This is a genomic window from Streptomyces sp. NPDC002896 (assembly GCF_040295225.1).
GTDB lineage: Bacteria > Actinomycetota > Actinomycetes > Streptomycetales > Streptomycetaceae > Streptomyces.
Map to the genome: position 1 here is coordinate 50,850 of NZ_JBEOVA010000007.1, position 15,662 is coordinate 66,511.

Annotated in this window: 15 protein-coding genes; 3 read left to right on the top strand and 12 right to left on the bottom strand. The window is 70.3% G+C overall.

The features are described from left to right. Positions 1–101: 101 nt before the first annotated feature. Together leuE and ABT009_RS14065 are read right to left on the bottom strand one after the other, a co-directional pair. Positions 102–764: a leucine efflux protein LeuE gene (leuE, locus tag ABT009_RS14060; RefSeq protein ID WP_351293089.1), complete on the bottom strand. Its 663-nt coding sequence runs from the start codon at positions 762–764 to the stop codon at positions 102–104. Between the two features lie 74 nt (positions 765–838). Further along, on the bottom strand, positions 839–2,419 hold the full coding sequence (locus ABT009_RS14065; protein ID WP_351293091.1) for an acyl-CoA mutase large subunit family protein: 1,581 nt from the start codon (positions 2,417–2,419) through the stop codon (positions 839–841). Positions 2,420–2,727: 308 nt separating this feature from the next. Between ABT009_RS14065 and ABT009_RS14070 the strand changes: the two genes are divergently transcribed. Beyond that, positions 2,728–3,594, top strand: coding sequence for a L,D-transpeptidase family protein (locus tag ABT009_RS14070; RefSeq protein ID WP_351293092.1), 867 nt, complete (start codon positions 2,728–2,730; stop codon positions 3,592–3,594). Between the two features lie 392 nt (positions 3,595–3,986). On the opposite strand, the gene ABT009_RS14075 is transcribed toward ABT009_RS14070, so the two are convergent. The 9 genes from ABT009_RS14075 to ABT009_RS14115 all read right to left on the bottom strand — a co-directional run bounded on the left by ABT009_RS14075 (position 3,987) and on the right by ABT009_RS14115 (position 11,624). After that, positions 3,987–5,285: a hypothetical protein gene (locus tag ABT009_RS14075; protein ID WP_351293094.1), complete on the bottom strand. Its 1,299-nt coding sequence runs from the start codon at positions 5,283–5,285 to the stop codon at positions 3,987–3,989. Further along, on the bottom strand, positions 5,285–5,947 hold the full coding sequence (locus ABT009_RS14080; protein WP_351293096.1) for an RNA polymerase sigma factor: 663 nt from the start codon (positions 5,945–5,947) through the stop codon (positions 5,285–5,287). Before ABT009_RS14080 ends, ABT009_RS14075 begins: the two co-directional genes overlap by 1 nt. Positions 5,948–6,777: 830 nt before the next feature. Continuing rightward, positions 6,778–7,572, bottom strand: coding sequence for a hypothetical protein (locus ABT009_RS14085; protein WP_351293098.1), 795 nt, complete (start codon positions 7,570–7,572; stop codon positions 6,778–6,780). A 209-nt stretch (positions 7,573–7,781) separates the two neighbouring features. After that, positions 7,782–8,423 (bottom strand): RNA polymerase sigma factor, encoded by a 642-nt coding sequence (locus ABT009_RS14090; RefSeq protein ID WP_351293958.1) that lies wholly within the window; start codon positions 8,421–8,423, stop codon positions 7,782–7,784. A gap of 207 nt (positions 8,424–8,630) precedes the next feature. Beyond that, positions 8,631–9,071: a hypothetical protein gene (locus ABT009_RS14095; RefSeq protein WP_351293100.1), complete on the bottom strand. Its 441-nt coding sequence runs from the start codon at positions 9,069–9,071 to the stop codon at positions 8,631–8,633. Between the two features lie 167 nt (positions 9,072–9,238). Next, the gene (locus ABT009_RS14100; RefSeq protein WP_351293102.1) at positions 9,239–9,397 is read right to left on the bottom strand and encodes a hypothetical protein; all 159 of its coding nucleotides are present in this window, start codon (positions 9,395–9,397) and stop codon (positions 9,239–9,241) included. A gap of 186 nt (positions 9,398–9,583) precedes the next feature. Next, on the bottom strand, positions 9,584–10,486 hold the full coding sequence (locus tag ABT009_RS14105; protein ID WP_351293104.1) for a hypothetical protein: 903 nt from the start codon (positions 10,484–10,486) through the stop codon (positions 9,584–9,586). Between the two features lie 112 nt (positions 10,487–10,598). Further along, a complete protein-coding gene (locus tag ABT009_RS14110) occupies positions 10,599–11,000 on the bottom strand; it encodes a hypothetical protein (RefSeq protein ID WP_351293106.1) in 402 nt (133 codons plus the stop codon). A gap of 57 nt (positions 11,001–11,057) precedes the next feature. Continuing rightward, positions 11,058–11,624, bottom strand: coding sequence for a hypothetical protein (locus ABT009_RS14115; RefSeq protein WP_351293108.1), 567 nt, complete (start codon positions 11,622–11,624; stop codon positions 11,058–11,060). A gap of 62 nt (positions 11,625–11,686) precedes the next feature. Here ABT009_RS14115 and ABT009_RS14120 point away from each other — a divergent pair, with 62 nt between their 5' ends. Both ABT009_RS14120 and ABT009_RS14125 read left to right on the top strand, forming a co-directional pair. After that, positions 11,687–12,280 carry a hypothetical protein gene (locus ABT009_RS14120; RefSeq protein ID WP_351293110.1) on the top strand — a complete coding sequence of 198 codons (594 nt, stop codon included), beginning with the start codon at positions 11,687–11,689 and terminating at the stop codon, positions 12,278–12,280. Positions 12,281–12,560: 280 nt separating this feature from the next. Then, positions 12,561–15,110, top strand: a complete 2,550-nt coding sequence (locus ABT009_RS14125) for an FG-GAP-like repeat-containing protein (RefSeq protein ID WP_351293112.1) — start codon at positions 12,561–12,563, stop codon at positions 15,108–15,110. 98 nt (positions 15,111–15,208) lie between these two features. Here ABT009_RS14125 and ABT009_RS14130 read toward each other — a convergent pair whose 3' ends face one another. Further along, entirely contained in the window at positions 15,209–15,649 is a 441-nt protein-coding gene (locus ABT009_RS14130) for a DUF5959 family protein (RefSeq protein ID WP_351293114.1), read from the bottom strand. Positions 15,650–15,662 lie beyond the last annotated feature (13 nt).

Genomic DNA, 15,662 nt, shown 5'->3' on the forward strand with positions numbered 1-15,662 from the left:
GCGCGTGGGCATGTCAAGTGTGGGGACATCGCGCCTATACAGGGCATTGAGTGCCTAATGAGCACCAAGTCCCTTTTAAACAGGAAGTTTTGAGCCAGCCTTTACGCGCTGGCCAGAGACAGCTTCACCGCGAACCCGAGGAACAGCGCGCCCGCCGCCGACGTCGCCCCCGCCGACAGCCGCTTGCGGCGGCGGAACGCACCGGCGAGCCGCGTCCCGCTGAAGATCAGCACGCTGAGGTAGAGGAAGCTCGCCAGCTGCGCGAAGGCACCCAGCACGACGAAGGAGAGGGCCGGGTAGGCGTAGGCCGGGTCCACGAACTGCACGAAGAAGGCGACGAAGAACAGGATCGCCTTGGGGTTGAGCAGGCTGATCACCACAGCCCTGCGGAACGGCCGCTCGTCGGCGGCGGACGCGGCGGCCCCGGCGGTCAGCTCGTCGGCCACGGTCCGCTCCCGTCGCGTACGCCACAGCCCCCACGCGGCCCGCAGCATCCCGATCGCGAGCCAGCTCAGATAGCCCGCACCCGCGTACTTCACGATCCCGAACAGCACGGCGTTGCCCTGCAACAGCGAGGCGACACCCGCCGCGGAGAGAGTCATCAGCACCGCGTCCCCGAGGAACACACCGGCGGCCGCCGTGTACCCGGCCCGGATACCGCGCCGGGCGGCAACGGACAGCACGTAGAGCGAGTTCGGCCCCGGCAGCAGGACGATGAGGACAAGCCCCGCGAGATAGGTCGGAAGGTTGGTAACGCCAAGCATGAGGCGGAGTGTCGCATGTCGGCGCGACACTCCGCTTCCGTATTTCAGCAGGTGGGACGGGGTATGGCCCGGCCTCAGAACGCGTCGCTGGGGACGTACGTCCCCCAGACCTCCCGCAGCGCGTTGCACACCTCTCCGACCGTCGCGCGGGCGCGCAGGGCGTCCTTCATCGGGTAGAGGACGTTGTCCGTACCCTCGGCGGCCTTCTTCAGTTCGGCGAGGGCCGTGTCCACGGCCGCCTGGTCGCGCTCGGCGCGGAGCTTCGCCAGGCGCTCGGCCTGCTGGGCCTCGATCGCCGGGTCGACGCGGAGCGGCTCGTACGGCTCCTCCTCGTCGAGCTGGAAGCGGTTGACGCCGACCACGACGCGCTCGCCGGAGTCCGTCTCCTGGGCGATGCGGTAGGCGGAGCGCTCGATCTCGTTCTTCTGGAAGCCGTGCTCGATGGCGTTGACCGCGCCGCCCATATCCTCGACCTTGCCCATGAGCTCCAGGGCGGCGGCCTCCACCTCGTCGGTCATCTTCTCTATGACGTAGGAGCCCGCGAAGGGGTCGACGGTCGCGGTCACGTCCGTCTCGTAGGCCAGCACCTGCTGCGTACGAAGAGCGAGGCGCGCGGACTTGTCGGTCGGCAGCGCGATGGCCTCGTCGAAGGAGTTGGTGTGCAGGGACTGGGTGCCGCCGAGGACCGCGGCCAGGCCCTGGACGGCCACGCGGACCAGGTTCACCTCGGGCTGCTGCGCCGTGAGCTGCACACCGGCCGTCTGCGTGTGGAACCGCAGCATCAGCGACTTCGGGTTCTTCGCGCCGAACTCGTCCCGCATCACCTTCGCCCAGATACGGCGCGCGGCACGGAACTTCGCGACCTCCTCGAGGATCGTCGTACGGGCCACGAAGAAGAACGACAGACGCGGCGCGAAATCGTCCACGTCCATGCCGGCCGCGACGGCCGTGCGCACGTACTCGATCCCGTCCGCGAGCGTGAACGCGATCTCCTGCGCGGGCGAGGCACCGGCCTCGGCCATGTGGTAGCCGGAGATCGAGATGGTGTTCCACTTCGGGATCTCGGTCTTGCAGTACTTGAAGATGTCCGCGATCAGCCGCAGCGACGGCTTGGGCGGGAAGATGTACGTCCCGCGCGCGATGTACTCCTTCAGCACGTCGTTCTGGATCGTGCCCGTGAGCTTGTCCGCCGGGACGCCCTGCTCCTCGCCGACCAGCTGGTACATGAGGAGGAGCAGCGCCGCCGGGGCGTTGATCGTCATCGACGTCGACACCTTGTCGAGCGGGATCCCGCCGAACAGCACCCGCATGTCGTCGATCGAGTCGATCGCCACGCCCACCTTGCCGACCTCGCCGTGCGCGATCGGCGCGTCCGAGTCATGGCCCATCTGGGTGGGCAGGTCGAAGGCGACCGACAGACCCATCGTGCCGTTGGCGATCAGCTGCTTGTAGCGGGCGTTGGACTCCACGGCGGTGCCGAAGCCCGCGTACTGGCGCATGGTCCAGGGGCGGCCGGTGTACATGCTGGGGTACACACCGCGCGTGAAGGGATACGAACCCGGCTCGCCCAGCCTCTCCGCCGGATCCCAGCCCTCGAGGGCACCCGGTCCGTACACCGGCTCGATGGGCAGTCCCGACTCCGACTCCCGCGCCATGGTTGTGCCTCCCGCTGAGTTACTCACTGGTTAAGGACCGACCCTCGCGACGGACTGTAGTGGGGGGCGTGCGGCCAGTGGAGAGGCCCACGCTGGGACCTTGCTCACAGACTCTCTGACGGTCTCGTCACACGCCTCCCGACAGCCCCGCCCGGGCCTCTCACACGCTCTCCGACACGACCTCTCACACGCTCTCTCTCCGGCTTTGCCCCACCCATGCCTCCGCGTTCGCAACCGGTCAGGCCCGGGAAGCATCTGAAGGGGCATACCGCAACGTACGTGAACGGTGGAATCCACGGGGGGATCCGATGCGCGCGTCCGTCACACATACACCCGTCATACGCGCGTCGCTGGCCGCGGCCGCCGCGCTCGCCCTGATCGGCGTGACGGCAGGCTGCACCGCGCAGGCCGCCGGTTCGGACGAGAAGGTGCCGCCGGTGCGCATCTCTCCGACGACGTCCGCAGGCCAGGACAAGCCGTCCGAGGAGGCCGGCGACGCCAAGCCGAGCGCTTCTCCCACCGCGTCCGCCACGCCCAAGAAGCCCAAGGTCCTCATGGCCCGGGGTGACACGGGCGGAAAGGTGCGCGAACTCCAGGCCCGGCTGCGCGCGCTGAAGCACTTCGGCCGCGCCCCCACCGGCTACTACGGCTCCGTCACGGCCGCCGCCGTCTCCGCCTTCCAGGGCGCGCACGGCCTGCCGCGCACGGGAAAGACCGACACCGCGACCTGGCGGAAGCTGCGGAGCCTGACCGACACGCCCACCCGCGACGAGCTCTACCCGCCGACGACGCTGCCCGTCGCGAAGCCCGATCCGCGGTGCATGACGGGCCGGGTGCTGTGCATCAGCAAGAAGAGCCGGACGCTGTCGTGGATCGTGAACGGAAAGGTCCTGTCGTCGATGGATGTGCGGTTCGGCTCCCAGTACACGCCGACACGCGAGGGCACCTTCAGCGTCTACTGGAAGTCCCGCCACCACGTCTCGACGATCTACGACACCCCCATGCCGTACGCGATGTTCTTCAGCGGCGGCCAGGCCGTCCACTACTCCGCCGACTTCGCGGCCCGCGGCTACAGCGGCGCCTCGCACGGCTGCGTGAACGTACGGGACGAGGGGAAGATCGCGAACCTGTTCGCGCAGGTGCGGACGGGCGACCGGGTGGTCATCTACTGGTGAGGCCGCCGCACGCGGCTGAGGCCGTCCGGTGAGTGCAGAGGCCGAGAGGGGAAAGGGCGCGGGTGGGGCCGGGGGAACGTGCCCCACCCGCGCCAATAGCGCCGAGCCTTGGGTACGGGGGGAACCCTGGCTCGCGCCTGGCCGATGACCAGTCGGCTCATTTCTTACAGCGCCGGAGCCCCCAGAAATGTCACACCCACTTTTCAAGCAGCCAAAGTGGGCGTGTTTCCGCAGGTCAGGGGCGTCACACCAGCGGGGGCGGGGAGACGGCGGCACCGGCCACGACCGGCACGACGGCCGGAGTGGCGGGAAATCGACCATGACAGACCATGACGGACAGGGCGAACGGATCGTGACCCGGGCAGGCCGGTCGATATCGGGCGAGCCGACCGTTACTGGGCGGGCAGCGCGCTGTACGACGTCGTGGGGGTCGGCTCCGGCGTGCTGTCCGACCCGAGGGTCGTCGGTGTGCTGGTGGGCGGGTCGGTGTCCGCTGTCGCCGAGCCGACGGTGTCCGAGCTGTTGCTCTCGACGGAGTCGGCCGTGCTGCTCACGTCGTCCTCGTCGTCGCCCTTGTGGTCGCCGCTGTTGCCCTTCCCGGAGTTGTCACCGTCGTCGCCACTGTCGTCCGAGCCCTTCGTGCTGCCTTCGGCATCGGCCTTCTTCAGGACCCCTTGGCAGAAGCGGTCGACGCGGCCGGTGCCCGTCTCCTTCGCGGAGTCCTGGAGGTAATTCCACTTCTCCTCGTCCAGCTTCTTGCCGGCGCTGTAGTCGCGGCAGAGGGCGACCGTGCGCTTCCACCGCACGGCGGCTTCCTCGCTGCGCCCGGCGTCGCCGTTGCCGGGTTGCCGGGAGCTGCCCCCGCCCTGCCCGTCGGCCTCCGGCGACGACGCGTCACCGGCGGACCCGCTCGAGCTACCGGGCTCGGGCGTGCCGGAGCCGCCGTCGGCCTCCGGGGCGTCGGGCGTCAGGGACGCCGACGGGTCCTCCGGGGTGGCGGCGGAGACGGACGCAGCCGGACCCGGCTCGCCCTCGCCGCCGAACAGCGACGGCAGCACCCCGGAGCCGGCCGCCACGGCGACACCGCCGATCATGCAGCCGGCCAGCAACGCTGCGAGTGCGAACCGCACGGGCCGGCCCCAGCCGCGGGCGGCGCGGTGCGCACCGGCGCGATCGGCGGCTGCACGGCCGAGGTGTACGGAACCGCCGTCGAGGCGGTCCGCGGCGCGGCCGGGCGCGCGGCCCCGCCCCTTCTCGGGATGCTCCGCATACTCCGGGCGCTCCGCGTATGCCGAGTGTTCCGCGTGCTGCGCGTACGCCGAGTGGTCCGCGCGGCGCTCGGCACGTGCCTGCCGGAAGGCCGCCAACGCCGCCGACTCGCCCGGGAGTTCGGCAGCGGCCGGGGAACGGCCCTCGTCGGTCAGCGCGCGTAGCGCCGCGGTGAGGCGGTGGGCCTGGGACCGCGCCTGCTCGTCGACGGGCTCGCCGCGCAGCAGACGCTCGGCGGCGTCGCCGTCCAGCCAGGCGCCGGACGTGCCGCCGGACGGACTGCCTGCCGGGCGGTCAGGCGTGAAGGAAGGCGTTCGACCGGGAGTGTGACCCGGCGTACGGCCTCCGGGCGTCCGGGGGTTGCCCGCGGCGGAACCGCCGGCGTCCTCGCCCCCCGGAAAATTACTGCGCTCGTCGGCCATCACATGTCCTTCTGCGTCCGCAAACGCGAATGCGTCACACCTGCGGACGTCACCGCGCGCGTGCGCGACTCTATCTGGGGTGGTACGGCGCTCAGCGCGCCTGCGTTCTCCGGGTCGTCGCCGAGCAGCTCCGCGAGCCGCTTCAGACCGCGGTGTGCGGCGGTCCGGACGGCGCCGGGGCGCTTGCCCAGCGTCTCGGCCGCGCTCTTGGCGTCCAGCCCGACGACTACACGCAGTACGACGGCTTCGGCCTGGTCCTGCGGGAGTTGCGCGATCAGCGAGAAGGCGTTGCCGGTGGCGAGGGCCTCCATGGCCTCGCCGGCGGTGTCGGACTCGGCCGCCTTGCCGGCCAGCTCGGTCTCGTCGCCGCCTATCGCCGGGCGGCGCCCCCGCATCCGTATGTGGTCGAGAGCCCGGTTGCGCGCTATTCGCGCCGCCCAGCCCCGGAACCGGTCCGCGTCCCCGCTGAAGCGGTCGAGATCGCGAGCGATCTGCAGCCACGCCTCCGATGTGACGTCCTCGGCATCGGGATCCCCCACCAACGTCCGTACGTATCCCAGGAGCCGTGGATGCACGGCCCGGTACACAGTCCGGAAAGCGCTCTCGTCTCCGTCCTGTGCCGCAAGCACCGCGGCGGTCAGCTCCGCGTCGTCCCCCAGCACTACTCTCCCTTTGCGCCTAAACCGGCGCCGCTCTCGCGGACCTGGTTGCTCGCCATCGGGGTTCTCAATTGATGGTTGCGGTCCTTTTCACAACCCGGCGCGAAGCAGCACGCTACGGCCTGAAACGGGGCCTCGTCCATGTCCGTACAAGATGCAACTATCTTCGGGCCGGAACTGGGTGTGACAGAAAACGTACGCACGGCGCTGAACCAAGTACGGGCCGCCGCGCGGCCCGTGCCGCGCGACGGCCGGGGCCTCTCCTGTGGGGGGTGGCGGCCCCGGCCGTTGCCAAGGCCCACCCGACGGCGGGTCGAACGAGCCGGTTCGCCCGGCGCCCCCACCCAATCGCCGCCACCAGACAGGCCATACGCGCCCTGCGGCGGGCCGCCTGCGGGGCGGGCAGGGCCACCCGGGAACAGACGCAGGCCAACTGGTGACAGGCCGCCCACGAACCGGTCGGAGACACGCGGCGACGGCTCTCGGGGACCCAGACAGCACCCGCCCACGGACAGGCCGGGCGCCCCTGTGGCGGGCGCGCCTGGATGCACGGGGAGCAGGCCCAAGCCAACCGGCAGCAGGCCGCCCACGAACCGGTCGGAGACACCCAGCGACGGCCCTCTGGGACCCGACGGCAGGCCGTCTGTGGACAGACCAGGGGTACCCGGCAGCGAGCCGCCCGTGGAAAGCCCCAGAGGCAGCAAGCCCCTCACGAAGACGTCGGCGGCACCCAGCAGCCAACCGCCCGCTGGAATCGAGCGGCACCGCAGAGAGCCGTCGGCCCCGGCCCGGAATCGAGCGGTGTCGCGGAGAGCCGTCGGCCGCGGCCCGCCCTAGCCTGCCGCGGCGGTCGCCTCCCCGGCTTCCGCCTTGGTGTTGCCACCGCTCTTGCCGCGGGACTTCTCTTCGGCCACCGCGCTCTTCTTGGCGGCTTTCGCGGTTTCCTTCGCCGCCTTCCCGCTGTTTCCGCCGTTCCCTGCGGCACTGCCGGTCTTCTTTTCCTTCGCGCCTTTCCCGGACGCCAACTGCTTGTCGCAGTACGCCTCGACGGACGCTTCGCCGCCCGCCGCGTCGACAAGACGCCGCCATGCCCTCGCATCGAGTTCGTGACCCCGGCCCTTCCCGGAAGCGTAGGCGTGGCACAGAGCCTTGCTGTTCTTGGGCCCGCCGGCCTTGCCCCGGCCTCGGCTGTCGGCCGAGGCGGACTCCGACGCGGTGGTGCCGCCGCCGGAGGACGAGGGCGCGGAAGCCGACTCCGCGTCAGCAGTCGGCTCCAGGGCCGTCTGCTGCGGACGCGGACGTTCGCCGTGGCCGTCGCCCGACGGCGTGCCGAGCACACCCATAGACGCCATCGCCACACCACCCAGCGTCAGGCTGACCAGCAGCGCCCCGAAAACCGCTCGCAGCGAACGTCCGGCCCTGCGCCGCCGCCAGTCGTCGCGGCGGCGGGTGCGCGAGGAGCGGCGCCCGGCGCCGTCACGTGCCGCGCGGAAGGCGGCGATGGCGCGCTCCTCCGCGTCGGCGTCGATCCGGCCGACCCGTATGGCCGCCGCCAGGAGAGACTCCAGCCTGGTCAGTGGGTCCTCCGCGGCATCACGGGCGGGCTGCGGATCCGACGCAGAGGACACACCCCACGCGTCCGACGCCCGCCGCGCCCGCGGCACCCTCGGGGCGACCGACGCACCCGACCCGCGCCCCGAGTCCGACGCCTCCGACGCGCCGCCCTGCGAGGCCGGGGCACCCGGCGAGCCGCTCCCGGCCCTTTGCGCCCCGTCTCCGCCGCCACCCTTGTCCAACTTGCCTCACTTACCCAACATGCCCGAAGAGAAGTTCTAGTTCATCTCGAATCACCCAGCGTTCGCGGGCCCTCATCCGTCACACCGTCCGCTTTCGCACCGTTGGCACCGCGGGCGCCGAGCCGCTCGGCGAGGCGCCTGAGGCCGCGGTACGCGGAGGTACGGACCGCGCCCGGCCTCTTGCCGAGGACCCGCGCGGCCGCCGGGCCGTCGAGGCCGACGACGACGCGCAGCAGCACGGCCTCCGCCTGGTCGCGGGGCAGGTCGGCGATCAGGGCGAGCGCGTGCTCGGTCGAGATGGACTCGAGGGCCTGCTCAGGTGTGCTGTGTGTGCTGGGCAGTTCGAGCATGTCCTGTTCCAGGGCCGCCGCACGCGGCCGCGCCCTCTGCCGCCGCAGGTGGTCCAGCGCCCGGTGCCGCGCGATGGTGGCGGTCCAGCCGCGGAACCCCGCACCGTCCCCGCGGAACCGCCCCAGGTCACGGGCGATCTCCAGCCAGGCCTCGGCGGCCACGTCCTCGGCGTCGTCGCCCACGAGCCCCCGCAGATAGCCGAGGAGCCCCGGCTGCACGAGGCGGTACGCGGCAGCGAAGGCGATCTCGTCGCCCTGCTGCGCCCGCGCGACGGCCGTGCCCAGCTCCCCGTCGGGCGCCTGCGCGCGACGGGGTTCCCCTCCGTGGCCCAACCGCTTCCCTCTTCGCGCCGACGCGACACAGATCACCGTGCCCATGCCCCCACGATGATCAGCGTGCCGACTCACAGAAATGTCACAGCTGTTGGCGTGTCGGGCGCAAACCGGTGTTTCCGGCGCGCGAGTTCAGCGGAAACGGCCCCCTTCCCGCCGAGTGCGAGACGCGGCGCCATGTGCCGCGACACGGCTGCGGGGTTCGGGTCAACTCGCGTTCCGGACCCGCCCGTGGAGCGTCAGATAGAAGGTCTGCAACGACTCCTCCGGCCCCACCTCGAACCGGTTCACCACGCGGCTCAGCGGGCTCCACACCCGCCCGTCGGGCATCCGTACGCCCACCGGCTGCCCGAAGTAGACGCGCTGGCTCTCGTCCAGGTCCACCCACACGGCGCCGGTCCGCCGCACCAGCACCTCACCCACGTACGCCCCTAAGCCGAACAGCGTCCCCGCCACGCGTGCCCGTTCCCGGCCGCCCTTGCGCAGGCCGTCGACGAGGAAGTCCACGAGGCGCAGGCTCGCGACGGAGTAGTCGAGTGGCAGCGGAAGACGGCGCGTGGCGCCCGTGGCCGCCGCATGCGCGACGAAGCCTGCGGCATGCCGCCGCATGTCCCGCGCCTTCGGCACATGTCTCTGATCCTCACCCATGCGGTCCCCGCCCTCCCACAGCCTCCCGGTCTCCCGGTCTCCTGGTTGATGAAGCGGATGTCGCCTCGTGAACATCACGCGCCACAAAGGTGCCGATTCTCACAAGGCGGATTCACACATTCCGCACAACCCTCTGGGCGTCCCGTTCGTCCGCGGGCCGACCGCAGTCACCTCGACTGATCGGCGTACGCGGGCAGAAGGCGCCGGGCCCATATATCGGTGAGCGCGCACACAGCGATCCCCGTGACGAGGAACGCGGCCATGGCCTGCAGGAGTGTGGCTTCGTAGTACGGGCCGGTGGGCCGGCGGACGACGGCGTACGCCACCGCGGCACCCGCCGGCGCGGGAGGGAGCGGTGACGGCGCACGGCCGGGACCGGGTCCGGGTCCGGGTCCGGGCAGCGGGCCAGAGCTCGCGGGACGAGGGCGAGGGAGAGCAGGACGGATGCCAGAACTGTGGCGTCGACGATCAGCTTCACTGACATCCGGCCGTTCCTCTGTTCAGCAGCCCGCTCAACTCACGTCGGCTGGAAGCTCGATGCTCCCCTCGAACACTCCCTTGTTCTCCTCCCTCACATCCTGCGCGAACGTGATGCTCTGGGCCCCATAGGGAATCAGGAAGCCGAACTGGAACCTGTGGGATGTGATGCGGTACGTGGCGGCGTCCAGGACCAGTGTCTGCCTGAGGCTGGAAAGGGTGAGCTGATCCTCGGTCGCCGAGACTCCGGCGCTCCGGAGCTGCTTCAGGGTCGGGGTCAGCTCTCGTACCGCTGTCTTGACGTAGGCGCGGTCCCGTACCTGCGGCAGTTTCCGTGAGGACACGCTCACCTGAAGCCTGACTTCGCCGCCCTTCCGGGTCAGCGTGACATCGCCGCCGGATTCCTTGAGATAACTCCTGAACTCCGCGATGGCGGCGACGGGGTCTTCCACCTTGTTCTTCATCTCCGGATCGGAGGCGGGTTGTTCCTTCCAGCCCGCGGTTCCCTCCTTCACGTATCCCGTGCCGTCGAGCACGAAGATCTCTTCGGGTTTGCGGACGCCCTTGCTGGTGGTGATCGTCCCTGTCGAGTGGAAGGCGTCGGGGGCCAGGGTCCGCCGTACCGTGGATTCATAGGAAGCGCCGCTCGTCTGCCCCTGCAGTACGAGGCTCTCTTTTCCCCGCACCGCGAACGTCCAGCCCTTTTCGGCGGCCATCGCTTTCTCGGCGCGGTCAAGGAATTCTTCCGCAGTCTCCGGCGGCTTCGGCGACGGCTGCTTCTTCGCGCCGGCCGCACCGGCGGTCGCCTTCGCCGAGGCGACCGGGTCCGAGCCCGAGGCCGCGCTTTCGCCGTCACCGCCTCCACCGCAAGCGGATGTCACGGCCAATACGCCGACTACGGCAGTGGTGACCAGAATGCGGCGCGGCCGGACGTGCATGGTGTGCTCCTTGCTGGGGACGCGGGTCGCGGACGGCCGAGGTCTAGCCACCGAGCCACAGCAGAATCAAGCCAACGGACATTCAGAACATTTAGCGGCCATCCCTACGGGCTCAGTCGCCCGAGTACCCGAATATCCCCACGTGGGTCGGCTGCTCGTCGGTGTACAGGACGACGTACACGCCGGTCCACCGCATGCGGCACTCGTCGAGCAGCGTGTCGCTGTGCTGCCGGGCGGCGGGCGGAAGTGCCCATATGACCTCATGGGCCTGGGCGAGCAACTCCTCGAACCGGCCTGGCGACGGCCGATCCGTCCCGAAGTGGTGGACGATACGGTCGCGCGCGAGTGGGCGCAGCGTCCCGTAGTCCTCGATGTTGTGGTCCGACGGGGCGGCGTCCGTGTGGACGACGCGGTCGCAATGACTGAACGGCGTGCAGGACGCCGAGGGCGGTAGCCAGGGCGCCGAGCAGCAGGCGCAGTGGGGTCTCGGGCACGCGGGGCTGCTGGTGTGCACCTGGGTAGCCGCCGATCAGCCTGCCGAGGCCGCAGGCTAGGCCTCCGACAGGCTTTTTCAGAGCGACACCCAGCAATAGAGCCCGTGCCCTTGTGTCCGTGCTTGCCGGGCGATGTCTGCCAGTCGGCCCAGGAAGTCGGTGAGTATCTCGGGATCGGCCGACCCGTTGAACTCCTCGGTTCGGGACCACGGTACGGCGACGGCAGCGAGCCTCTCGGTCGATGCCTCAGCCAGCACGTCGCGCAGTTGGTCTGTCAGCGTGACGACCCAGCGGCTGCCGGCCTCGGGGTCACCGAGGAGGTGGTTGAAGCGTGGTTGAGCAGCCACCTCGTCGAAGGTCGTGCCGGTGAGCAGGGCTTCGGCGGCTCCGATCAGCAAGTACGGGTCCATCCCCTTGGCGTCGAGTAGCGGCAGACCAACGGCCGCTGGCCCTCCTTCGAATGTGGTGAGTGCCGTGTCGTCGTCGGGTGCGCTGAAGTAGTCGTAGAGGTTTCCCACGGTCCGGATGGTGCCATCCGTGTCTGACAGCATCAGTTCCCGCGATATGTCCGCTTCTTCCGGGCGCTGGCCTGACAGTTCGGCAATGCGGTATAACCCTCGGCCCTGCGCCCCCAGTGCATTCACAGCGACCAATGAATGCACCGGAAACGGAAAAGCGACCGCAGACCGACGGAAAGCAGAGCTGCATGCCATCGACGGAATCGACGGAATCGACCGAAAGCGCCGAGAAAGACGAGAGCGCCCCCGAGGCCGAGCCCGGCGCCGACGAAGGCGGAGCCGACGAAGGCGGAGCCGGCGAAGGCGGAGCCGGCGAAGGCGGAGCCACCTCGGCCGCGTCGGCCGAACCGAAAACCTCCAAAGGCCCGGACTGGCGCGCCCTCACCGTCGCCGGTGCGCTGCTCGCCGCCTGTGGCGGGCTCGTTCTGTACGGGGTGCTCGACACCGAGGACGAGAAGTCCGAGCAGGACGTTCCGCGCGCCTCGGTGACGTACGAGGTGACCGGTGAGGGCACGGCCGACATCACGTACCAGGGGCGCAGCCGGTCCGGTGAGGCCGCCGTGGCGACCGCCGTCGAGCTGCCCTGGCGGAAGACCGTCGACGTCCCGCTCGGCAGGACGCCCACCGTGACCATCACGCTCGGCGAGAAGGGTGGGCGGGCGAGCTGTGCGCTGGCCGTCCGCGGCAAGCACGTTCAGACCGCTACCGCGTACGGCGACTTCGGGCGCGCGACATGTCAGGGCGAATTGCCTCTTGGCGCGGAGCCGTCAACATCCAAGTGATATAGGCCACATCTCTCGGTGGTGATGTTTGCCGGTAGATGTGCACTGAATTAGAAGCCACCCTGTGACGGGTGGTCAATTTGTGAAGATTTTCTAGGGGTGGGGCATTTTGAGTCCACGAAAGACCCATGCGTACAAGCCGCTGAGTCTGAAGCGGAGAGCATGGCTGACGATCGGGGCGGTCGTTCTGGGCGGGGCAGGCGTGGTCACATACGCCGTGGCGAGTCCGTCCGGACCGGCGGACACGGATGCCAAGTCCCGTAAGCCTTCCGTGCGCAGCATGAAGCTGGAGACGCAGAGCACGGATCGCAAGGGGCTGCCCAAGAAGTCCACCGAGCAGTTCAGCGCAGTGGTGCTGACCTGGAAGAACCCGAAGGCCGAGCTGGACGGCACGGCCGAGGTGCGCTCCCGCAACGTGGAGACCGGTGAGTGGTCCGCGTGGCAGAGGCTGCCGGAGGACCCGGGCCAGGGCGAGGGCAAGGAGGCCGAGCAGGCCGGGCTGCGCGGCGGCACCGAGTCGGTGTGGACCGGCCTGTCGGACGGCGTCGAGGTGCGCGTGGTGGCCGAGGACGGCACCGCGTCGGAGCTGCCGGCCGGTCTGGACGTGAAGCTGATCGACCCCGGCACGGACAGCGGTGCCGGCGCCACCACGAGCGCCGTGGAACCCGCGGCCTTCGCGGCCGAGACCGCGACCCCCGACGCCACCGCGACGGATTCCCCGGCCCCCTCGGACTCCGAGTCGACGGATCCGGCGGCGAGCACGGATCCCGCCACGACCGAGTCGGCGACCACCTCGGAGTCCCCCTCCGCGTCCGCTTCCGAGTCCGCTTCGGAATCCGCCTCGGCGTCGCCCGAGCCGTCGGAGACCGTGCCGACCGCCCGCCCCTCCACCGTCGTCAAGCCGCCCATCATCACGCAGGCCCAGTGGGGCGCCTCGACGAGCTACAACGGCACGCCCTCGTACGGCGACAAGATCGAGGCGGCCGTCGTCCACCACACGGGCGTGGACAGCGACAACACGCTGTCCTGCGCCGAGTCCCGTGCCCGCGTGCGCAGCATCCAGCTGGCCCACCTCCAGGAGGGCTGGTACGACATCGGCTACAACTTCCTGGTCGACCGCTGCGGGCAGATCTTCGAGGGCCGCAGCGGCGGCATGGACCTGCCGGTGATCGGTGCCCACGACGCGGGCTTCAACACGAACACGGTCGGCATCTCGTACATCGGCAACTTCGAGAAGGCCAAGCCGACGAAGGCCGCGCTGGACGCCATCTCGCGCGTCATCGCCTGGAAGTTCGGGCAGTACGGCGTCGACCCGAAGGCCAACGTCACGCTGACGTCGCGCGCCCCGCTGGACTACAGCGGCAACAAGGTCCCGGAGGGCACGCAGATCACGCTGCCGACGATCTTCGGGCACCGCGACACCAACGCCACGGCCTGCCCCGGCGCGAACCTCTACCCGAAGCTGTCCACGATCCGCACCCTGGCGGCCCTGCCCGGCGTCTCGCACGCCCTGCCGACCTCGGACTTCAACCGTGACGGCATCAGCGACCTGGTCGCCGGTGTGCCGAAGGCGTCCGGCAGCGTCGGAAACGTCGTCATCGTGCCGGGCAGCGTCAACGGCCCCGCGGCCGGCTCGAAGCTGCGGCTCACCCAGTCCAGCGCGGGCGTCCCCGGTGCCTCCGAGTCGGGCGACCAGTGGGGCGCGGCCACGGCGTGGGGCGACGTCAACGGCGACGGGTACGCGGACCTCGCGATCGGCGCGCCCGGCGAGGACGACACGACCGGCCACGCGGACCGCGGCGCGGTCACCATCCTGTACGGCCCGACGTTCAACCAGAACGCCTCCACCATGGCCCTCGGCGACGACTACACACCCACGGGTGCGAAGTTCGGCGCGGCCGTGACCGTCGGCGACTTCAACGGCGACGGCAAGGCGGACGTGTTCGCCGCGTCCACCGGTACGGGCGGCAGCTGGGCGGCCCGGTTCGCCGACGGCCACGAGGTGGCGGGGCAGGTCACGTCCGGCTCCGGCGCCCTCGCGTACGCGGACGCCACGACCGGTGACTTCAACCGGGACGGCTACGCGGACGTCGCGCTCAACTACCGCGACTCCTCCGGCATCGGCCGGGTCACCTGGTTCAGGGGTTCCAAGTCGACGGGTCTGACGAAGGTGTCCACGCTCTCCGTGAAGGGCGGGCGCTCCATCGCGGCGGGCGACGTCAACGGCAACGGCTACGACGACATCGTCATCGGCCAGCCGTACACCGCCGAGTCCGGCGCCAAGGCGGGCGGCCAGGTGACGATGGTCCCCGGCACCTCCACCGGCTTCACCACGACCGGTATGACGACGATCCACCAGGCCACCTCCGGGGTCCCGGGCGCCGCCGAGTCCGGCGACGCGCTCGGCTGGTCGGTGTCGGTCGGCGACTACAACGGCGACGGGTACGCGGACGTCCTCGCGGGCGCCCCGAACGAGGACGTCACCCGCACCACCAACCGCGCCAACGCCGGCTCGGCCTGGCTCATCAAGGGCACGTCGTCCGGTCTGACCGGCACGGGCTCGCTCTCCTTCTCCCAGGACACCACCGGCATCACGGGCTCCACGGAGACCAACGACAAGCTGGGCTCCGCCGTCTCCCTGACGGACCTCTCCGGTTACGGCCGGGCGGACCTGACGTTCGGTGTCGAGGGCGAGAACTCGTACGAGGGCACGATCCTCTACCTGCCCAGCGGCAGCAGCGGCGTCTCCACGTCGAAGGCCTTCTACATCGGCCGCGACAAGCTGGGCACGCCCACGGGCGCGTACCTGGGTCAGACGCTGACGCCGTGACACCGGCATAGGCGACCACCACCCGGACACAGGAACGGCCGGGCTCCCGCTTGGGGGCCCGGCCGTTCGTCGTCGGCAGGCAGATGCGGCGTTCTTTTTCAGTCCTCGGCCAGGGGCCAGGTCTCCCAGGTCCGGTCCAGGCGGCGGTACGCGTCGTCGAACCAGGAGTCGGCGAGCGGGACTGTCACCGTCACCGTCGTCAGGGACATCGAGCCGTCCTTGATCGTGACGTGGGCCCGCTCCTCGTCCATGTCGCGTTCGACGAACACCTCGGGCCCGCGTACGCCCTCGCGCCACGCGATGTCCTGCCCGGCGTCGAGCGCGTCGAGGGCCTCCTGCCACTGCTGCAGGTCCTTCGGGAAGACCGAGATCCCGGTGCTTCCCCGTACGAAGGGTGTGTCGACCAGGATCTCTCCGGCCAGCACATCGCCCGCGGCCGGTCCTTCGGCCAGTCCCGCGTCGTGTATCCCGGTGATCCGGACGACGACACTGTTGCCCTCGCCCTCCAGTCGGATCAGGTCGATCGGTCCGTCAGCCACCAGTGCCCTCCCG